The sequence below is a fragment of the Bacteroidota bacterium genome, assembly GCA_039111535.1.
Lineage (GTDB): Bacteria > Bacteroidota > Rhodothermia > Rhodothermales > JAHQVL01 > JBCCIM01.
Window position 1 is genome coordinate 1 of sequence record JBCCIM010000110.1, and the last position, 21,888, is coordinate 21,888.

The 21,888-nt window shown below is 50.9% G+C and carries 17 protein-coding genes; 9 read left to right on the top strand and 8 right to left on the bottom strand.

Translation table 11 applies throughout. From position 1 onward, the window contains the following. Positions 1-637: histidine phosphatase family protein (locus AAF564_16265; GenBank protein ID MEM8487109.1), on the top strand; the 637-nt coding region annotated here is incomplete at its 5' end. A 220-nt stretch (positions 638-857) separates the two neighbouring features. On the opposite strand, the gene AAF564_16270 is transcribed toward AAF564_16265, so the two are convergent. The 5 genes from AAF564_16270 to AAF564_16290 form a co-directional block, all read right to left on the bottom strand. Further along, entirely contained in the window at positions 858-4,106 is a 3,249-nt protein-coding gene (locus AAF564_16270; GenBank protein MEM8487110.1) for a PDZ domain-containing protein, read from the bottom strand. Between the two features lie 168 nt (positions 4,107-4,274). After that, positions 4,275-5,048: an ABC transporter permease gene (locus AAF564_16275; GenBank protein ID MEM8487111.1), complete on the bottom strand. Its 774-nt coding sequence runs from the start codon at positions 5,046-5,048 to the stop codon at positions 4,275-4,277. Continuing rightward, on the bottom strand, positions 5,041-5,976 hold the full coding sequence (locus tag AAF564_16280) for an ABC transporter ATP-binding protein (GenBank protein ID MEM8487112.1): 936 nt from the start codon (positions 5,974-5,976) through the stop codon (positions 5,041-5,043). The genes AAF564_16275 and AAF564_16280 overlap by 8 nt, the downstream gene beginning before the upstream one ends. Before the next feature lie 8 nt (positions 5,977-5,984). After that, positions 5,985-7,235: a serine hydrolase domain-containing protein gene (locus tag AAF564_16285; GenBank protein MEM8487113.1), complete on the bottom strand. Its 1,251-nt coding sequence runs from the start codon at positions 7,233-7,235 to the stop codon at positions 5,985-5,987. Positions 7,236-7,293: 58 nt separating this feature from the next. Further along, positions 7,294-8,100, bottom strand: coding sequence for a helix-turn-helix domain-containing protein (locus AAF564_16290; protein ID MEM8487114.1), 807 nt, complete (start codon positions 8,098-8,100; stop codon positions 7,294-7,296). A gap of 497 nt (positions 8,101-8,597) precedes the next feature. On the opposite strand from AAF564_16290, the gene AAF564_16295 reads away from it, so the two are divergent. From AAF564_16295 to AAF564_16305, 3 genes are all read left to right on the top strand, one after another. Beyond that, positions 8,598-11,735 carry a PKD domain-containing protein gene (locus AAF564_16295; protein ID MEM8487115.1) on the top strand — a complete coding sequence of 1,046 codons (3,138 nt, stop codon included), beginning with the start codon at positions 8,598-8,600 and terminating at the stop codon, positions 11,733-11,735. Positions 11,736-11,929: 194 nt separating this feature from the next. Continuing rightward, positions 11,930-13,006 (top strand): DUF4037 domain-containing protein, encoded by a 1,077-nt coding sequence (locus AAF564_16300; protein MEM8487116.1) that lies wholly within the window; start codon positions 11,930-11,932, stop codon positions 13,004-13,006. 168 nt (positions 13,007-13,174) lie between these two features. Beyond that, positions 13,175-13,555: a hypothetical protein gene (locus AAF564_16305; GenBank protein MEM8487117.1), complete on the top strand. Its 381-nt coding sequence runs from the start codon at positions 13,175-13,177 to the stop codon at positions 13,553-13,555. A 5-nt stretch (positions 13,556-13,560) separates the two neighbouring features. Here AAF564_16305 and AAF564_16310 read toward each other — a convergent pair whose 3' ends face one another. Next, the gene (locus AAF564_16310; GenBank protein MEM8487118.1) at positions 13,561-14,229 is read right to left on the bottom strand and encodes a DinB family protein; all 669 of its coding nucleotides are present in this window, start codon (positions 14,227-14,229) and stop codon (positions 13,561-13,563) included. Positions 14,230-14,510: 281 nt separating this feature from the next. Between AAF564_16310 and AAF564_16315 the strand changes: the two genes are divergently transcribed. Next, a complete protein-coding gene (locus AAF564_16315; protein MEM8487119.1) occupies positions 14,511-15,257 on the top strand; it encodes a hypothetical protein in 747 nt (248 codons plus the stop codon). A gap of 82 nt (positions 15,258-15,339) precedes the next feature. Here the strand turns inward: AAF564_16315 and AAF564_16320 are convergent, their stop codons facing one another. Further along, positions 15,340-16,287, bottom strand: coding sequence for an NAD(P)-dependent alcohol dehydrogenase (locus AAF564_16320; protein MEM8487120.1), 948 nt, complete (start codon positions 16,285-16,287; stop codon positions 15,340-15,342). A 193-nt stretch (positions 16,288-16,480) separates the two neighbouring features. Here AAF564_16320 and AAF564_16325 point away from each other — a divergent pair, with 193 nt between their 5' ends. The 4 genes from AAF564_16325 (at position 16,481) to AAF564_16340 (ending at position 20,738) form a co-directional block, all read left to right on the top strand. Further along, positions 16,481-17,467, top strand: coding sequence for a PHB depolymerase family esterase (locus AAF564_16325; protein ID MEM8487121.1), 987 nt, complete (start codon positions 16,481-16,483; stop codon positions 17,465-17,467). Positions 17,468-17,563: 96 nt separating this feature from the next. Continuing rightward, entirely contained in the window at positions 17,564-19,087 is a 1,524-nt protein-coding gene (locus AAF564_16330) for a nucleoside hydrolase-like domain-containing protein (protein MEM8487122.1), read from the top strand. Positions 19,088-19,155: 68 nt separating this feature from the next. Next, complete coding sequence (locus tag AAF564_16335) at positions 19,156-19,542, top strand: tautomerase family protein (GenBank protein MEM8487123.1); 387 nt, start codon at positions 19,156-19,158, stop codon at positions 19,540-19,542. Positions 19,543-20,078: 536 nt separating this feature from the next. Then, a complete protein-coding gene (locus AAF564_16340; protein ID MEM8487124.1) occupies positions 20,079-20,738 on the top strand; it encodes a DUF1080 domain-containing protein in 660 nt (219 codons plus the stop codon). 24 nt (positions 20,739-20,762) lie between these two features. On the opposite strand, the gene AAF564_16345 is transcribed toward AAF564_16340, so the two are convergent. Next, the coding region (locus tag AAF564_16345; GenBank protein ID MEM8487125.1) for a serine hydrolase at positions 20,763-21,888 on the bottom strand (1,126 nt) is incomplete at its 5' end.

The following is a 21,888-nucleotide window of genomic DNA, read 5'->3' on the forward strand; positions in this document are numbered from 1 at the left end:
TCGGTCAATCGTCTTGCAAAACATTTTTGTCATCACGCACACGGAATCCGTTCATCACGTTGAACAATTGGGTGGTGGTTGGTATGACACACCACTCACAGAAAAAGGAAAGACTGATGCGCACCGAGTTGCGCGCAGTCTATCCGCACAAGTCCAGGCAGATGCACTTTCTATTTTCTCTTCTGATCTCAAGCGCTGCACAGATATGGCGGCCATCTTTCAGGAGGTGTTTGGATGCACGTACAAAGCAGATCCGAGGCTCAGGGAAATGAGTTGTGGTAGTGCCGAAGGCATGAGCCGGCAGTGGCAAGACATGCACATCAACCCTGTGCCGGCCAACAACAACAGACTCGACCACCGGGTCTTCGAAGGTGCTGAATCGCGCAGAGAAGTTGGGGCGCGAATCACCCGTTTCATTGAAGACGAGCTTGCAGGCATAGACCACACAGCAATTGTCATCACCCATGGCTTTGCGTTGACGTTCTTCATTGCAGCATGGCTTCGCATCCCCGTCGAGCACATGGATTACTGCGAGTTCAGATCCACACCCGGCGGCGTAACGCATTTAAGCCAGGACACACTGTTTCGCAACAGGTCTTTGGTGGGCTTGAATGCTACCAGCTATCTAAAGAAATGAAACCAATGACTACGGAACAGAAGCACACTGGACCTAAAACACCACTACCATGCAAATCCTAAAACGCCACCGTCATGCCCAACTTGATTGGGCATCCACCGCGGTGGCAGCGGTTTTCCAAAAAGTAAACACAACTGCCATACCTGTGGATACCGGATCAAGTCCGGCATGACGAGACTTCAGTATAGCGAAGACCGGTGCAAGCTTCGCCTCTCCAACCCTACTGCCCAGCCCGCTTAACTCGGACCGGATCAGCCGGCTGCGGAAGCAACTCCACCGCCTCCGTCTCCAGCATCCTAAGTGCTTCCTGCACAGCCCGCTCCAATTGCGCATCCCGGCCTGCAGCTGACAGCTTTGGATCTTCATCCACTTCGATGTCCGGGGCGACGCCGATATTCTCGACATCCCACTCCCCATTCAGGTTGTAAAACCCGACCCAGGGAGCGCCGACAAAACCACCGTCGATCAGTGGTGGGTGGTTACCCCAGCCAACGAGACCGCCCCACGTTTTTGTGCCAATCAATGGGCCAACCTCGCGTTGCTTAAAGAGATACGGCAACATGTCGCCACCGGAGCCGGCGCGTTCGTTGATGATCATCACTTTCGGACCAAAGATCGCGCCGTTGGGCACTGTGAACGGCTGCTTGTCGCCCACATTGTTGTTGAAATACCCCTGCAGGTCGCGATCCAGGTAATCCACGATGTAGTCAGCAATCGAGCCGCCGCCGTTGTAGCGTTCATCTATTACAGCGCCTTTCTTGTGCTTCTGCGCAAAGTAGTAGCGGTTGAAATTGTTGTAGCCGCCCCGCCCCGTATTGGGTAGCCACACATAGGCCAGCTGTCCGTTTGACAGTTCGTCTACCTTTTTCCGGTTCGACTCAACCCAATCATGTGTTCGCAGTCCTACTTCAGAGGGCACGGGATACACTTTTACTTCGCGCGCAGCATCCCCCCGCGTATTGGAAGACAGGGTCAAGACCGTTTCTTTGTTAACCGTGTGCTCAAACCGGCTAAAAAAGTTATCATTGGTGCGAAGCCGCTGGCCATTTACCGCAAGCAGATAGTCCCCTTCATTGACATCGATACCTGGGCCACTCAGGGGAGCACGCGAACCATTGGTCCAAGGATCACTGTGCAAGATCTTTTTGATCTGATAAAATTCCCCGTCAGCCACAATATCAGCACCCAACAAGCCTACGCTAACCCGCTCAACGGAAGGCACATCGCCGCCACCTGCAAACGAGTGGCCAATTGACGTCTCACCACCCAGGATATCGAGCAGATAAGTCAGGTCACTCCGGTGCCGAACATGGTCGAGCATCGGGCCATAGGCGCGCTTCACCCATTCGAGGTCTAGCCCGTGTACGTTTTCTACGTACAGCAAGTCGCGTTGCAGGCGGATCCCCTCCGCATACATTTGCTTCCATTCAGCTGCAGGATCCACAAACGTGCGCATGTCTGACGTATTCACGCTACCGTCCGATGGATTGGGACCTCCGTCACTTCCGACAATCTGATAGCCGCCGCCGCTTCGCACCAGCATTTTTGTACCATCATCAGATATAGCAACGGATTGCACGCCGGCCATAAACGTGTCCAATTCACGATCAGCCATTTTGTACCGCTGCAGCGTAACACCGGGCTGGTTTTCAATAGCCTCCGCAAGAAACACGGTACCTTCAGAGCCCGCAATCAGGCCTCTATAACTTCTAGTCGGTACGTCAAGCGCTATGATGCGGTGTGTCAGGCCGTCAAAATCAATGGTCACTTCCACGCCAGATGGCGCCTCTTCTTCTCCTTCTTCTTTCTCTTCCTCATCTTCATCCGCTTCTTTAACAGCTTCGTCATCGCTTTTGGGCGCCACCGGAGAAGGCTCATCTGCTGCAAGTACCACAACATGTACCGAGCTTTGCTCAGGACGATCGTACGACGTCATATCAAGCCAGCCCACATTCAGGCCATAATTGATACTGGAAAGGAAATACATATACTTCCCACTGGCGTCAAACTCGGGAGAAATGGCGGAAGCCATACCATCAGTGATCGCAGTTGACGCCTTGTTTGCCAAATTATGCACGTAGATGGAATGGTACTGGTTTTCTTCCATCCGGCTATATGCCAGCCACTTGGAATCAGGTGACCAATCAAATGACATGCGGTTAACGGAGAACATCGCATTGTCTACGATATAGCCTTCGCCTTCTTTTGTATCAAAAACCCACAGGTTCTGGTCCATATCGGTAAAGGCGATGTGTCGAGAATTTGGCGCCCAATCCGGATTGTAGAAAAAGGTAGGATTAGGGATGTCGAAGCTTTGCACATCCTTGCCAAATTGATCCGCAACGACCAGCTTGTATTCTCCCGATGCATCAGAGAACCATGCAATATGCTGCCCATCGGGCGACCACGCCGGCGCACGGTCCGCTGTGTCTGATGAATTGGTGAGGTTGCGGGTTGCGCCATGCTCCGCCGGCACCGTAAAAATTTCGCCACGCGCTTCAAACACAACCCGCTTGCCATTGGGTGAGATATCCATGTTCTGCACCATGCCGCCTACAGATTCCCAATGGGGCCTGGCCCACGAAAAATCACCATTGATCGTGATCGGCACGCGTGCCGGCTCACCACCCTGTGCATCCAGCGTATAGAGATAGCCGCCGTTTTCGAAAATGAGTGATCCTCCCCCGCTTTCCAGATTTTTCACGTCAAACTCCTCAAAAAATGTGCGCTGCTCAAGTGTGCCATCGGTTGTACTGTACGCCCACACGTTTACGGTAAAGTCGCGGTCCGACAAGAAAAAGACTGTGTCATCAATCCAGTTTGGATGCTGGTCCTTTGTACCATCCCATGGGAGTTTTTCTACGTCTAACGATTCCAGGTCGATGATTCGAATGGGATTATTTTGTCCGCCACGGTAATTACGGAATTCAGATTCCCAGGGCGTAACCATTTCATAAGCCATCTTTGCGCCATTCGGGGAGAATTTACCGTTTTGCAAACGCGGCAATGGCAGTGCTTCAGGAAAAGATTCATCCAGCGCGATGGTCCAGAAACGAGGTATGGGGACCGGTGCATTGGTCCGCCCCGATGCAAACACAACGGCAGAACCATCGACAGTCCAGCCGCGGGCAATGTCAGCAAAAGGGTGCCATGTGAGTCGACGAGGCTCTCCGCCGTTAACGCCAACAACAAACACATCGGTGTTGCCATCATATTGCCCCGAAAACGCAACCCACTGGCCGTCTGGTGAAAAATGTGGCTCCGTCTCCGCCCCTTCAAAGGTTGTCAGGCGATGCACGTTGCTGCCATCCCGGTCGGCAAGCCAAATATCGTTAGCATATACAAAAGCCACGTGGTTTTCGCTGATGGCCGGCATCCGCAAAAGACGCGTTTGCTGGGCAGTTGCTGTTTTTAGTGGAGCAAGAAGTATGATTAAGACTAATAGGGAAAGTATCTTATAGAATCGCATACCGGGATATATCTCTTTTCCTGAATTGACAAACGGTTCTTGACTAGCATAATAAAGAACTCGCTAAAGAAAAGGTACCCATAAAAAATGCTACTTTACCTCGTTTTGCAGTAGGTTGGTACTGCTGCAGGAAAGGGTCATATTTAATAACCAGCATTTGGCGGGGAATCAATCCACAATATCTCGCTTCCTATCTTGCAGATACCCCAATCCCACAAAACAAACAAACCAGAGCAGGCTGCGCCACTCAACACTGGAAAGTCCGAAAAAGATAGAGGTATCATCCTGTAGTGACGTGGGAAATGAGTACGGGAAATATTCTGCCCATGCCCATCGTTCAAAAACGATTATGCTTACAATAAACCCAAGAAGGCCGAGCGCAATAGGGACGATGTACCCTTTAAACCTGAAACCCAGCCAAAAGTGGATACCCAGCACGCCGGCTGATGCAACACCCGCATGAAACAGGTTGTTTGCCGCCAACAACACCCCCGACGGATAGAATTGGAATTCATAGAAAGGCCGTGTAAGAGACAGGAATTGCCCGCAGAGCAAGGAGCTTATCAGGAAAACCAGCACGGGCAACACAGCGAGAACAACCAGCATAACTACCTTGGCAACATAGATCCCCAATCTCGAAACAGGCAGACTATACAAGTACTTCCATCCACCGGATTGATGTTCAAGTTGATGCACAGAAGCCGCAACCAAAACCAGATATGGGACAATCATAACCAGGCTAATGATATGATAGCCGATTTGATAAAATTCTGCCCACGGATTTGTGCTAAATCGAATCAGCTTCTGCGGATTGAAATAATAAACCAGCGTCATCAACAAAGAAACCGTTAGCCCCCCTACGAGCGCAAGCCAAAGAATAGGCGTTTGTTTGAGCTTCAACCACTCCGTCCGAACCTGCGGCAAATACATACGCTTATTCATTTCCAACCTCGCTTTTTGTCAGAGACACAAAGAGTTCTTCAAGCCCCGCTTTCAGCACACCCACTTCAAAAACGTCTATATCTCGATCTAGCAGTTGCCTGAGTACTGCAGGGATTTGTTGCTTGCCTGATAGTGGAATACGCAGGCGATTTTCGTCCACAATCTTCGGGGCATATCCAGATCCCAACGCCGCAACACACTGCGCCGGCGCAGAGACTTCAATTTCAACTTCGAGGCTACCTGATCGGACTTCCTGCAGGCTTTCGATGCTGCCTTCAAAAATGAGCCGGCCTTCATGCAAGACGCCAACTTCTGTAGCAAGAATTTCTATTTCAGCAAGCTGATGGCTGGACAAAAAAATGGTTTTGCCGCGGGCCTGGAGGGTCTTCAGCAACGCTCTGATTTCAATAATGCCGTGTGGATCCAATCCACTGGTTGGCTCGTCAAGAATAAGCAGGTCTGGATCGGATAAAAGCGCGATGCCAAGCCCAAGCCGCTGCAACATGCCGGTAGAAAAATGCTTGGCTTTCTTTTTTCCTGCCTCAGCCAGGCCAACCAATGCAAGGATGTCATCTACACGTCCTGGCTCCACATTTCGGTAGAGGGCGCAAATCCTGAGGTTATCTCTGGCGTTCAGGTGGCGATAAATCGATGGTGATTCAACCAGCGAACCGATTTCCATCAGACATTCGATGTCTCCTGGATTCTCATATTTGCCATGCAATTTGATTGTGCCAGCATCCGGAGAAAGCAAGCCAAGGATATTCCTGATTGTTGTACTTTTGCCCGCACCGTTGATACCGAGGAAGCCATAGATCGAATGCATCCCAACGCTCATGTCAAGATTCTTTATGATCGGCGTGTCTTTTTTATACCCATACTGCACTCCTCGAAGCGCTATGGCCAGCCCCTGTCCAGTTGCATTCATATTTTCCATCAGTTCGGCCCAGCTTGGCTGTGTTTAGATTGGCTGTGTTTAGGTTGAATGCTACCCATGCCTCTTGCAAGCAGAGAAACGGTTTGCTTGAGGGGCATCGCGCCGGCAGCTCCATTTGAGATATTTAGTACAATGGATGCATTCAACGCCGGGATAACCAGCGCCCACGTGCCCCAAATACCAGAATGGAAGAACGCTTCATACCCCATTATTTCAATGCGCTCGATACCATAGCGGTAGTCGGGCGTGTAAGCCACATCAAATTTGATTACTGAATCATCCAATCCAGCACCAGCAGCTCTTACATAGCTGGTACCATAGAGCGGATGCGGGGCGCTTCCCGAAAAGTAGTCGCCATTGTGCAGGGAGAGAAAAAATCGTGCAACATCTTTTGTTGTGGAGACAAGCCCGCCTCCGCCGTAGAGATCAACCGTTGGGCTTACTTCATTGATGTCGATATCCCCGAAGTACTGATGTATCCGGCCTGTAGTGTCTTTTGCAGGCTCCATTGATTCGAGCCAGGTTTTGGACAGGCCGGCTTCGTCAAAGCGTAAAATCTCCCTCAAAGCTGTTGCGAGATCCTTCCCAGAAATGTGTTCAATGATTTCCCCAAGTAGTACATAGCCCGTATCAGAATAATGGTATTGCCCGCCTGGCGGCCCCTGCGGCTTCCCCCAATCCATGCCCCCCTGAATCTGCTCCGTTCTGGTCCATGTTTTTTGTGGGCGCGCTTTAACTTTCTCCAGGTAGGTTGAGGAGCCGACGCCATAGTCGAAAAGGCCACTGGTATGATTTAACAGGTGATGGATTGTGATCGCATCTACATCGTACCCGCCTACCGTCAGTATCTCCAGATGTTGAGGAGAGACATATTTGGTGATGCTGTCGTCAAGGCTCAATAGACCATCCTGATGCAAGCGCAAAACACATACTGCAACAAAGGTCTTTGTTATGCTTGCAATCCGGAATGTGTCATCCGGTTTGATTGCATCTGCCGTGTATTTGTCTCGCACACCTCGCGCACCCGACCACGAAACGCCCATGACGGGTGCCTCCACATGCAATTGGATCGCCGTAAAATCTCGCGTATTTGCTTCGAATTCGACAAGAACCTTAGCGAGTTCATGCTCCAGTTCAGCCGGCTCAAGCGTCGATTGGTTGATCCGACAACTCGAAAGAAGAACAAGGCAGCAGCCAAGCACAAATAGCCGGCGCCTGTATCGTGATATTTTCAAATAGTATTTCGCCATGGTCAAATATAGATTTGACGCGAAAGTGGCGATAGTAAAAAACCGTCAGATTACACGGCTAGTTTATTATGCGAAGGGTTGAGAGGTTATTTACGCGAAGCAGTTCGGTAGGCGTGAGACCACTAAATCGCTTAACCTCCTTAATGAGATGTGTTTGGTCGTAGTAATTGTATTTCACGATGAGGTCATGCCAATCGGTAGCATCAGGACTCGCTATGTCTTGCAATACCAATCTAAACCGATTGTGGAGGAGAAATTTCTTGGGGGTCAACCCCGACTCTCGTTTGAAATAGCGCTCCAGACTACTTAACGACAGGTTGCTCATCTTCGCTATTTCAGAGACGTCGTGATGGGGTTGTATTTCTGTTGACAGATCATCAAGCAAGCCAATTCGATTAACTGCAAAGCACCGTCGCAACCAGCTGTCTAACACATCACGTTTCTGGCTCACTGATCCTGCTCTTACGGTATGGATTATGCGCTTTGAGATGGGTTCGCTGAAAACGTGGTTTGCATCTACAAATTGCGTTTGAACCAAATCGCGCGCTGCACACCTTAGAAAGGGGAGAATTGCTGCCGGCCCTATGCTTCTAAAGCGAATTACTGTAAAGTTGGTAACCCCGGAAAGGTCAACCGAGATACCCGCATCCATGTAACTAAACAAGGTGCGTGGATTGAATTGGTGTAGTTGTCCCTTGTAGAAAAATGTAGCTGATCCTTCGAAGTCGAGAATCAACTCAGGTGTCAGACAGGGAAAATCGTGGATACAGCTTAGCTTCGCATCGCGAACCTCGTCTAAACCTAGCTGCCAGTAATATTGAACGTATTTGGAGACAAGTTCGTCTTGCGGGTAAATCTTGCGCATGCGTGCTTTACGGCTGCGCTTTTGATCTTGTTACGCCAGGTTGGCCGGATACCAATGGGGACGGCACCACGCAATACGTACATCAACATGCTCAACCTATTGCCAATCAACCCTTACATCAGGGGCTCCAATCCCCAAATGCACTGCGCAAAACGTGCTGTCTTTTTAACACGGTTCTGTCCTGCTGAACTACAATCTTATACTCCAAAACTAGCTACTGCACGCGCCACTTTAGCTTGTTTTTTCTCTTGTAAAGCACTTAGTTAAATCAGCTGGTTTCACGCCCACTGCATGCCCGAGATGCAAGACTGGAGCGCTGCATGCTACTTCACTAGCAACGCCGTGCTTAGCGGCTGCAATCTACCACTCTGTTCGAAATACGCTGACCAGCGCCCTCTGGCTAAGAAGACTTGCCCGGCTTCTCTTTTGTGTTCCGCCCTCCGCCATAGTTCATTTTTTCAGCAGCACCGTCGCTGCTCTTTAAGGAGGAAGGCCTCATGAAACTTGTTAAACTTACCGCGCTGGCAATTGCCATTTTTGTCTGCATTATCTTTTTCCAAACACAGGCTCATCAGCAGCATGAAATAGCTTCTGCACCAAAAGCCACGATAGGTAATGCCCAGAACCTGAACGTAGCCTATCAAAAATGGAAAGAACAGCTAACATCTTACGAGGGCGCCTCCGAGGTCGTTGTGCCCATCGGATGGGCAAAAGGACTTTCCGCTGAGCGTACCCCTGCGCGCGGCACTGCCCGTATTAATTTTATCGACAGCAAAATTTCTGTCAACATCCAGTATATGAGCGACGCTTATGCACTTGACGCATGGCTTGTTGACAACATCAGTGGTGAAGACAAGACCGTCAAAGCTGAAGACGGCGACAACATTCGTTACCTGGGCCGGCTCAACTGGCAAGCTGATGGCGCCACCCTGCACGCACAGCTCGAGCAACATGCCCTGCTTCAATTTGAAATAGATGCCATTGTCATCACCAAAGCCGGCATTCGCCCGGAAGAAGCAGGCCTCCTCTATGGCATGCCTGGTCTGTTCCAGCGCCTTTATAGGGACGAACTTGTCCAGGCAAGCGGCCTACGGGCCCCAGACGACGAGCAGAACCTGCTCGCACTCGCCGCGCCTACAGCTCATGCCAACGAAGCTGCGGCCAGCCTATCAGTATTCCAAACCCTCGTAGAAGACGGGGAAGAAATTTTCTTCAACGAAACGTTTGATGGCAACGGCAGAACTTGCGGCACGTGCCATCCTGCAGAAAACAACTTTACGATTGACCCTACATTTATCGCCACCCTCCCGGCAGACGATCCGTTGTTTGTTGCAGAGAACATTCCTGCACTCGACTTCGATCAGAATGGCGGCTTGCGGTTTGAAAACCCGGTATTGATGCGCGAACGGGCGCTCATCGTTGTAAATGCTGACGGCTTTGATGACCCGGCCAACAAGTTTGTCATGCGCAGCGTCTCTCACGTTTTCGCACAGGCGTTGTCTATCACACCAAGCACCGACGATGGAAGCGACCCTGGCAAATTGCACCGAACGGGTTGGGACGGAGATGGATCACCTGGCACGGGTACAATCAGAGAATTTGCGATCGGCGCGGTGAATCAGCACAACCCGCTGACCATGAACCGCATCGAAGGCGTTGATTTCCGGTTACCAACCGACTTTGAACTCGACGCACTGGAAGCCTTCCAGCTTTCCCTGGGCCGGCAGGAAGAAATGGATCTGCAGAACATGACCTTCCTCGACCAGAGCGTCGCCGGCGGCAAAGCCCGCTTTATGGGGCAAGACAAATGCCACCAGTGCCACGGTAACGCCGGTGCAAAAGCTACGATCACCCCATTCTCTGGCACCAACGCAAACTTTGACACGGATGTAGAAGACGGCGTGAACCCGGCAGACCGACTCGGTGAAGTTATGCCGATCGACGGCGGCGCCGGCCACGATGGCAGCCTTGCGCTAGGTTTCGGTGATGGAAAGTTCAACGTTCCTTCGATTATAGAGGCTGCTGACACACCTCCGTTCTTCCACGACAACTCTAAAGAGTCGCTGCGCAACGCTGTTGTCTTCTACGCAACAGACACATTCAACAGCTCCCCTGCCGGGCAGCTGGTAGATGGAATTGTGCTCGGAACTGGTGCTTTTGAGATCGAGGACTTCCTCCGCGTTATCAACACCATCGACAACCTCCGCAGCGCAGAGCAATACATCTTGCGCGCCATGCAACTTGAGCTTACGGAGAGCCTGAAATTGATGAACCTGGCTAAAATAGACCTGGAGGACTCCGAAGGTGTTCTCGACCGGGGCAACTTACACGGCCCCGAACGCGCGCTACTTACTCAGGGTATGGATGCCATTACCGATGCCGAGAACGCGGCAAGTACAGGTGAACGCGATGATTTCCTGAACCAGGCATTGGGCTTGATGCAAGATGCACGAGATGGCATGGTCATCATGGAAGGTGGCACCAACAATCTGCCGTCTGCTTCTTTCACCGTTTCAACAACCGGCCTCACGGCTAACTTCACCGACACCAGTACTGATGCAGACGGATCCATTGTATCCTGGAGCTGGGACTTTGCCGGCCAGGGCACGTCGAATAATCCAAACCCAAGCTTCACCTTTGCGTCTGCTGGCACCTTCAACGTATTCCTGACCGTCACCGACAACGATGGCGGCACCAATACAACAAGCCAAAATGTGACCGTAGTTGACAATGGCGGAGACAACAATCCACCATTGGCTTCCTTCACGTTCTCAGCCTCGGCCCTTACAGCAGACTTTACCGATACAAGTACAGACACCGATGGCTCTGTTGTATCCTGGAGTTGGGACTTTGGGGGCGATGGTACATCAACCAGCCAAAATCCTAGCCACACCTTCTCTGCTGACGGCACCTTTAACGTCTCGTTGACAGTGACCGACAACGAAGGCGCTACCGGCACAACCAGCCAGAACGTAACCGTGAGCAGCGGTGGCGGTGCGTCAACGATGCATGTTGAAAACATCACCACAGCCATTACACGTGGTGCGGGTGGCGTGGGTAATGTTGAAGCAACCTTGTTGATTCACGACAGCAACGGCAATCCGGTTGCAGATGCCACAGTTACCGGTACGTTTGGTGGTGATCTGACAGGCAGTGACACAGGAGTCACAAATGGTAGCGGCGAAGTTGTGCTCACATCAGACCAATTCACGTCGCGCCCAAGTGACCTTGGTATTTGTGCTGACAACGTCACGCATGGCTCGCTGACGTATGATGCGAGCCAGAACAGCGATGCGAGCTTTGATTGCTCAACAGCCGGCCCCATTGCCGGCATCGCTGACCAGCGCGAAACACCTGACGCATTCACGCTGCATCCAAACTTCCCGAACCCGTTCAATCCTACAACAGAAATTCGCTTCTCGCTGAAAGAGAGTGGTGCTGTACGGATCAGCATTTTCAATGCACTCGGGCAAGAAGTACGGGTACTGGCTGATGGCAATTATGATCTGGGTGAGCACAGCGTTACCTGGGATGGTAAAGACAACGCCGGTGCAGGCCTCGCAACAGGCACGTACCTCTACCAGCTCCGCTACAACAACCAGACCTTCACCAGAACCATGACAATGCTCAAGTAAAGCTGCGTCACAGTCTACCTAAAGGTTGGCTGTTTGGATTGCTGCATCAAGTACACCTTGTGCCTGCAGCGTCCAAACAACCAACCTTTTTTATTTGTTACCATGCTAAATGCCACGCTTTGGGAACGCTGTATCCAAAAGGACGAGTAGCCGTATCAACGATTGTATCCTGAGGAATGCAGCATTGCCACAGCATGAAATTTATCAAAGGGCTGACGCTCAACGAAAAGTATTACCACGAAGTTGTCGCGCCCCTCGTGCAGCAATTTGACCCACAGCTAACTTATACCAGCAGCCTACTCGGCTATGGCTCTGACGTGCTCGGCTTCGACACTGCCACGAGCATGGACCATAACTGGGGGCCGAGGCTTCAGATTTTCCTGGACGAATCTGACCTGCATCGAAAAAAAGAACTTGATGCTTTTTTGTCAGCAAACCTGCCTGTGACATTCATGGGTCTGCCCACAAATTTTGCCGCAAACCCAGGAGATCCAATCCGGCGCATGGCACCAGCTACCGGACCGCCCGTCAACCACCTGATAGAAATTTACAGCATCGATGCGTTTGTCCTTTCCATTTTGGGAAAGCCCCTGGACGAGTTGACGCTGCTTGACTGGGTTCGCATACCCGAGCAAGTATTGCTGGAAGCTACGGCCGGCAAAGTATTTCACGACGGATTGCGGATACTCACGCCTCTCCGTGAACGACTCAGCTATTATCCATTGGATGTGCAAAAACTCAAAATTGCAGCGCTCTGGCAAGGCATCGCCAATGAAGAAGCCTTCCTTGGCAGATGCATCGAACATGCAGACTATGCCGGCGTGAAGCTCATTTCAGCGCGCATTATAAACCAACTCATGAAAATCTGCTTTGGAATCCAAAAGCGGTACATCCCTTACTCAAAATGGTTTACCGCCATGTTCAAAACACTTGGGCTTTCCGCGATCGACCAGCTTATAACAGAAGTACTGCGAGAAAATGACCCAATGCTGATTGAAGAAAAGGTTGCCAGCCTGTATCGCGAAGTTATTACCCTGAACAATACGTCAGATGAACTACCTCAAATAACAAACACTGTCAGAGACTACTACAACCGGCCCTACAAAGTGGTTATGGCCGGCGAAATTGCAACATGCTTTGTTGGAGACATAGCAAACAGCACCATCAAAAAGCTAGACCTGCTATCTGTGTTTATCGACAACAAAATCGACGCTGCTGATTTCACCGATGCACGACCGTTGATTCATCGGATGGTTGGACCGCAACCTTAGAGGCGGCTGGTTCCACATCGCCCCCACCTGGCATTTCAAGCCTGTCGAAAAAGGGTGGCATACGATACTCTCAATTTTTTTCGGTATCATTTCGTCACGAACAACCTGCTATTTTTCTGGTTAGATTTGCGTAACCAGCGAAGCTTTCAACGCTTTAGTCTGTAAAAAATGGATCCTATTCCTTTCAAAATACCGGTGGGTGTAGAGTATGCCGGCCTCATCAGGTTCGAGCTACCTCATCTTATCGTGGAATTCGACAAGTGGTCGTGGACCAAATTCTCGAAGCAAGTCAATGAAATCAAAATCCCTGTTGGCGAGATTACTTCAGCTAAATTTGTCAAAAACATTTTCCAGACGAGAATTGAGCTGCAGTTCCGAAGCATGAAAACTGCCACCGACATCCCCAGTTCTTCACCGGGATTGGTAAAGCTGCAATTTACGCGCCGGCACAGAAAAGCAGCAGAGGAATTGACAACCAGAATACGGACCGCAATTGCGGAGCAGCGCATAAAGCAATTGGAAAACGAAATGCGCCAGCTTGACGATTAAGCAACCTAGCGTCCAGGATAGTTGGCAGCTGTTTTGATTCGATTGATCTGGTTTGTGTGACGCGCTGCATGCGAAATCAAAGTCAGCGTATACTGGTGCAAATCACGGGCTTCCCAAATCCCGCTTCCGGGTGCCCGATAGGCAAAATGTAAACGCAGGTCGCTGTCCGTTGATGTCACGAGTTCAATTACCTGATCTCTAAACCGCGTAAAATAATTCATCAGCTCATCTCCCGTCTCAAACATGCCAGTGGGCGTGGCATACAAAGCCGCAGTGGCCGTGCCTGGGTCGTTCTCGTAAGCAACAAACGCTTCATCATTCCCCGTCACCTGCGCAACCAATTCGGGACGCTCAGGGGTGTATTGCCCGTACAACAAGTCCCTGAAATAATACGACTCGATCAAGGCAAGATGCTCAACAACCTCTGCTATAGACCAGGTATCTGCATCAGATTTAAAGCGCCACTGGTCAGCTGTTAGGCCTTCGGTGGCATCAAGCAACCCCTGCTTTGTCAAGGTCAGGTTCTCAAGCAGATAGGCCCGGTCTGCCTCCGTCCATATGCTCTCGGCATTGGATGTAGCTTCATCGGCAGCACGTTGATGAGGCGCTTGCTGGCAGGCGGTCAGGCTTAGCAACAGAACGGCTACAAGGATACAATACAAGGGCTTGGTCATAGCGGCAAAACGTGTAGAGCAATGGTGACGCAATGCGCCAAAATATGAGATTCATGTTCTGGATCGCAAATGTGAGGCACCATTTCCAAATACCACCTTATTCAAATTGCGCCAAAAGATTCTTCCAGTTAAATATCTCGGCATTAAACTGCAGCGCATTACTCACGTAGATAGGAAGCCTAAAATAACACCTCCCCTTGCATTACTGCTTTCGCTTCAGGTTGTCGGATGCAAGTGCAATAAAACAAATCATATTTTTTGTCTCAGCTCCATATGCGATTATGAATCTCAAGCGCATTACACAATACACTATCGCGACGTTGTCAATGCTTTTCCTTACGGGTTGTACAGTTAAAACTGAACTACAGTTTGATCCTGGGATTTCCATTTACGATGCAGAAAAGCTAGTAGATAATGCTGAATTAATTGAAATAAGATCAGAAGAGCAGCCTCGCATGAATATAGCACTCACTTCATTGAGAATTGGTCTTAAGCAAGATAGTCATTTCAAAATTTGCGGTGGAGTTAACCCTAGCTTGAGCACAAAGGATCGCGAAAAAGGGATTGAGTGGTCGCAGAAGGAGGTCTTGAGCATTACACCAATAGAACATGCTAAGCCACAGTCTATCACACAACTTTGGCTAGCAGCTTACAAAGAGCGAGAACAGGCTTTACAATATGAATTAATGCGCGTTGATGAAAAAATCTTAGAATTGCACACAGTCCTGACGCGAGTAACGCAGCCAATCTTATCTGAACTAACCGAAGATCCTTCAGACTCAACATTAATAAAAAACATGGCAGACACTATTCAACGCTTCGAGCCCCAGCTAACGCGATACAGGGAGGGCATTGAAGAAAATTCTGAACTGATTTTGGATAACCCACTCTTACAAATCAAGGTTGATACTATTGTTCTCAAGCAGTCTATCTTCAACTGCCTTTTTGATTACCCAGTACGTCCCACGTCTTGTGTAATCAAGGGCCGCAACATGCGCAGTTTTTTAGCTACCACTTGCTGCTATTAGGCAAGCCCAATGACGACAGTTTGATCGCTCATAAATTGAACAACACAGACAAAACCAAGGAGAATCCGGCGTTAAGCTGTTTCTACCCCCACGACATCACCACTTTCCCCCGGGTTCGCATGGCCTCAATGTATGCGATAGCCTCAGGGATTTGGTTATGCGGGTACGTCTTCTCGATATGCACCTTTACCTTGCCATCCTTCATTAATGCAGCCAGTGTCTCCAGGTCTTGTGTACTGGCTTGCGCGGTGAACTGCGCAAGTGGGTACCTGCTGAAGCCGGCCTTTATGAGCAGGGCTATCATGTGCTTCATCGTAGTAAACCCTACAACAACGCCGCGCTTGCCCATGCGCTTATAGTCTTGCAACGTCAGATTACCGTGGTTGTCCACCACCAGGTCATAGTTGCCCGTGTGTGTATGAATCGATTCGCGATCGTAAGCAACAACTGCATGTGCCCCAAGGCTCTTTACGAAATCAACGTTCCTACTCGAACACACGCCGGTTACGCGGGCACCATATGCTTTAGCAATCTGCACAGCAAAGTGCCCTACTCCGCCCGATGCCCCGTTGATTAACACAGATTCGCCGGCCTGTAATTTACCATGCGTGATCAATTCTTGTAATGCTGTAAGGCCGGCAACCGGGGTTGCAGCCATTGCCGGAAAACCGAGTCCGTCTGGCATCAAGCCACTGGCCTCAGCCGGCACACACACGTACTCAGCAAATGAACCCGTTTTGAGGGTTTCTCCAAACACACGGTCTCCGGGCTTAAAATGGGTCACCCCCTGCCCAACGGCCTCAACAACACCGGCAAAGTCTGCGCCGAGGATTTTCTCTTTGGGCTTGAAGAGGCCAAATGCAAATCGAGCAAAAAAAGGCGAGCCACGCAGAATATGCCAGTCAGCCGGATTTGCCGAGTTGGCAACTACGTTTACCAAGAGATGTCCCGCTTTCACAGCCGGCTTTTCTACGTCTTCCAACTGCAAAACTTCTGGTCCACCATATTTGTGCTTCGTAAAAGCCTTCATCTGTAATTTCATTAATTAAGGGGGCACGATACGCATCAGGAGTCTACCGCACGCGAGAAATGCGGCTATGACACTTCAATTGACTATGCAGGTAAAAGCTGTTCAGCAATACGCATTACATTACAACAACCTACGAATTTGATTTTGTATTGTTATGCCACGTCCCAGCCTTTTAACGCTGAAAACGTCACCTATGAGAAGCTTCAGATCGCCGGCTTATTTCTTTATCCTTTGCCTGCTCGGTATTTTTGGATGCGGAACGGCTGCTGCACAAAAAGCTGAATCGCCTGGATTGCACAGCGAAACGCTTGCAGTTGAAAGTGCTGAAAGAGAATTCAGCTACTACATCCCCAGCGAGCCAACAGGGGGCCTGCTGCCGATTGTGATCTACCTGCACGGGCATGGAGACAGCATGCGACACATCCTCGGTACCGGGCGAATTAAGTCGGCTTCTTCAGTCTGGGTGGACGTTGCGGAACGCGAAGGTTTCATGGTCATGTATCCACTGGGCTTAAAAGGCGGCGGCCGGCGGCCCAAAACAGGCTGGAATGATTGCCGGCCCGGACTCGAAGGCAATCCGCAATCCGACGATATCGCATTCATCAGGCATCTTATCGATTACGCTGTTGAGCAACACAACGGCGACCGCAGCCGGGTGTACGTGACCGGTATGTCGAACGGCGGACACATGACCATGCGGGCCGGCATGGAAATGACGGATGCCCTAGCTGCCATTGCACCGCTTGTGGCATTGCTCCCCAAAACACATGACTGCAAACCACCAACAACACCTATCGCTGTCCTGTTGATGTATGGCACCGACGATCCACTGGCACCTTTTGAAGGCGGGGCCATGGCTGGCGGACGCGGTGAAGTGTTCTCGGCACGCGAGACCACGATGGCCTGGACTGCCTGGAACGGGTTAGAAAACGTAAAGGAGACAACTGTTGAACTGGCAGACAAAAACAGCGCTGATGGCTCCACAGTTGTTGCACACATCCGAGAAACGTCCCCCGCGGGCCCTGCTGTTATTGCCTATGAAATGCGGGGCGCCGGCCACACCGAACCCAGCAAGGTCGCCCAAATGGGCCGGTTACTCAGGCGCATCCAGGGCAACCGCAACCAGGACATCGAAATGGCGGAAACCATCTGGGCGTTTTTTAAAACCAGATCGCGCTAAGATGCTGGCATCGCTTAGGGGTGTACCTTGTCCCATGCATTTTAACAGGACAAAATTTGTAGATTAAGGGTACCGTTTACTGTATAATCGCCCCGAATGACTGAATTGATTTACAAACACCTATTTCTTCGCGCTACACTTCTTGTAATGTTGGCCGGCTGCGCCGCTGAAGCACCAAACACAACAGATCATTTACAGGAAAAACCCCGTGTTGTTGTCACAACCGACCCTGAACTCGACGATTTCAATTCGCTCCTCAGGTACCTGCTCTACAGTACAGATTTCCAGACCGAGGGTCTGATTTATGCGAGTAGCCAGTTCCACTGGAAAGGCGACGGTACCGGCAAAACCTGGAAAGTGGAAGGCAGGGAATACACACGCTTTGGTCTCGACATTTGCCCCTGCACTTCGTGGCGCTGGGCTGAAGATGACCGGTTTATCCATGAGGCTGTTGAAACGTATGCGGAAGTATATGATAACCTCATTGTACACAACCCAGACTACCCCGCGCCATCCGAATTACTCGCCAAAATCAAAATTGGCAATATTGAGTTTGACGGCGACATTTCGAAAGACACACCGGGATCAGACTTGATTAAGTCGCTACTCCTCGACAATGATGACACGCCTCTGTATCTGCTTGCCTGGGGCGGACAAAGCACGATCGGCCGGGCCTTGAAATCGATTCAGGAGCAGTACGCTGAAGCTGATAACTGGGATGCTATCCAACTGAGCGTATCTGAGAAAGCCATCATTCAAGCCTATGGCGACCAGGACGATGTCTATGCAACCTACATTCAGCCCAATTGGCCGGACATCGAATTCAGGGAAATGGCTAACAGTACGTACGGCTATGGTGCACGCGGCTCGGTACTGCCTGAAGACCTTCATATTCTCAGCGCAGCCTGGACAGCGACCAATGTCTCCAGTCAGGGCCCTATGGGCGCCCGTTACCGGGTGTGGGGTGACGGTGTTCAGATGGTGAAAGATGATATTTTCGATTACTTCGGCCTGGATGGATACACCGACGAAGAACTGCGGGCGATGGGCTACATCGTCTGGATGCCCGTTCAGGAAAAGGGATCGTGGATTTCGGAAGGTGACACGCCGACGTTTATGAATCTTATAAACAATGGGTTGCGCGGGTACGAAGATGCAAGCTATGGTGGCTGGGGTGGTCGCAACAGTGAAGATGTAGGCCCCAACGGATCTGATCAAGAATACACACGGGCCCGCTTTTTTGGTGCAGCACAACATGATTTTGCCAGCCGGCTCAAGTGGTCTGTTACATCAGTTTTCGAAGATGCCAACCACGAGCCAGTCGTAAACCTAACTGGACCGCACACCATCACCGCAAAACCGGGTGATACCATCACGTTGCAAGCATCTGTTAGCGATCCTGACGGAGATACCGTGGCTACGCGGTGGTGGCAATACATTGAAGCAGACAGCTATACGGGTGAAGTCTCCATTGAATCAACAGATGCTTTGACGGCTACCGTTCAAATTCCGACTGACGCTGTGCCTGGCTGCAACATTCACTTGATTCTGGAAGCTACAGATGATGGCATGCCGGCGCTTACGCGTTACCAGCGGGTCGTTGTTACTGTTGCGCTTTAGGTCCAAGGAAGCACGTGTGCTTTTACTTGGTGTAGAGTGGCGGATATTAAAACGTTGACTTAAACAGTATGATTGTTATTTACGGCATTAAGGAGAAGCTCAATCCGATTAAAGCCATGCTGTCTGATGTGATCCACAATTGCATGCAATCTGTACTTGGCTTTCCGGAAGACAAACGCGCCCACCGATTTATGCCGATGGACAAAACTGATTTCTATTACCCAGGTGGACGATCAGATGCTTACACGGTCATTGAGATTAACATGATGGCGGGCCGGCAAATTGCAACACAGAAGCAATTGATTTATACCTTGTTTAAGGAAATCAAAAATAAACTGGCTATTGATCCTGTTGATATAGAGATTATAATCAAAGAACAGGCACATCACCAATGGGGCTTCCGTGGCATGACCGGCGACGATGCCAATGACCTCAGCTACCGCGTTAATGTTTGAGTTCAGCAAACCACCAATTACATTCCATCATGTGTTATAGAACGCTTTGCCTTCTCCTGTTTTCCTGTTGCCTATTCGAGAACGGCTACGCCCAGGCAACGGATACATACCAGGTCTCGCCGGCTGATGTCTCCTCCATTGACGCCATCATTGATGCATCTTATGACGTGATTTCAGGCACAGCAGACGAGCCCCGCAACTGGGACCGCGAGCGTTCGCTCTTTCATCCGGAATCACGGCACATGCCAACACGCTATGAAAGCTCAGGCGCATACACCGTCGACGTGATGGATGTTGAAGGGTTTATTGATCGCGCAGATCCTTTTTTCAAGAAAGCCGGCTTCTACGAGTACGAAATTGCCCGCAAAACAGAGCAGTTTGGCAACATCGCGCACGTACTCAGCACTTACGCGTGGAAAAACGAAATAGACGGCCCGGTGGGTGGCCGCGGCATCAACAGCTTCCAGTTGCTTTACGACGGCACACGCTGGTGGATCATGTCCGTCTTCTGGCAACAGGAAAGTGAACGGCACCCAATACCGGAAGCCTACCTGCCCACACAGACCGCTTCGCGACACCTGTTCAATGGCCATGATCTTTCAGGATGGCACGCCGATGTGCCGGCCGCAGATTCCCTCGATGGGCTTCCCCCCTCCTTCTTCGTCCGCAATGGCTACCTCGTTAGCGCTGGAGAACCAAGGGGACACCTGATCTCAGACGAAGTCTTCCAAAACTACCGGCTCGAAGTACAATACCGCTTTACAGGCGAACCCGGCAATTCCGGCGTACTCGTCCATGCTTCCACACCGCGTTCGCTTTACAAGATGTTTCCCAAATCCATCGAAGTTCAGATGATGCACGAAAATGCCGGCGACTTCTGGGTAATTGTGGAAGACATTGAAGTCGACAACATGGTTGAACGCCGCGGTCCTGAAGAAGACTGGGGCATCGTAGAAGGGAAAGCGCGCCGGATTCTGAACCTCACAGACGGATCCGAGCGTCCACTTGGCGAATGGAATACCATGGTGATTGAGACCGTAGACAACACACTACGCGTGTGGCTTAACGGCGAACTTGTCAATGATGGATACAATGCGACCGTACACCGCGGACAAATTGCGTTGCAGGCGGAAGGCGCCGAGGTTGAATTCAGGAAGGTGCTGCTAACACCAATTGAGACGCTAACTGAACGTTAGAAAACACAAAAGGCTCACAGCAGGCTACTCAAACGCCTTCAACACTTCGCGGGTTAGATCCCAACGGTTGAATCCCTGCCGGCCAAAGTCGAGTCCCCTGCGCACAATTACCAGGTCGTGCGAGGGCACCACAACCACGTACTGGCCGCGGTTGCCGGCCGTTGCGTAGGCATCAGCTGGCACATCGGTTCGATCATCCGGCACAAGCCACCATTGGCCACCGTAGAATTTGCCGTCATCCGCCGTAGCCGGCGCAGGCGTTCGCGTAAACGCGATCCACTCCGGTGAGATCAACTGCTCGCCGTTCCACATACCGCCATTCAAATACAGCAATCCAAAACGCGCCAGGTCTCTGGCATTGGTGTATATCTGGCTACTCATGATAAAGTCTCCAAACCTGTCAACACCAGGAATTGTGTTGCGCATGCCTATTTTATCAAAAAGCGCAGTCCGCGGAAATTCGAGATAGGTTTGGTCGTCGCCCAGGGCGCGCTTCATCGCATACAATCCAAGTAGCGTATCGTAGTTCTCATAATCCCAATTGGTGCCCGGTGCCCTGATCAATGCCCGGTTGCGCGCGCCGCGAATCGAGCTTGCGCCGGCCCAGTACGACAGCCCTGATCCTGTGGCGTATTCGAGTCCGTTGTCAACCGGATACAGGCCACTCGACATGTTCAACACGTGGCGCAGCGTAATCGCATTGCGTGGGTCAGCATCTGCCGCATCAGCTTCGGGCAGCCAGTCTATATCCATCGGTTCATCAAGCGACATTTTGCCTTGATCAACCAGCATCCCGATTAAGGTCACCGCAATGCTTTTGGCTGTGGACCAGGTTCTTGTTTTGGTTAGATGGTCCACACCCGGTGCATAGCGTTCATGGATAATCTGCCCCTGGTGAACAACCAACAAACTCAAGGTCACCTGCTCTGTTGTGCCATGCATGGCACGGTCAAACGACCAGTTTGATGCAGCTTGAAGTACGTCCCTGTTGATGCCAGCCGGCAGGGGTGCTGCTGTTACCAGATCGCCATCTGGCCAGGACACGGTAGCCGGGTCACCGGGCAGCGGTGGCAGTTGAAGCGCTGGCAAATCCGCGACGTCTTCAAAGGTCTGATCCGGCGCCATCATCACACACCCAAGTCCCGGACGA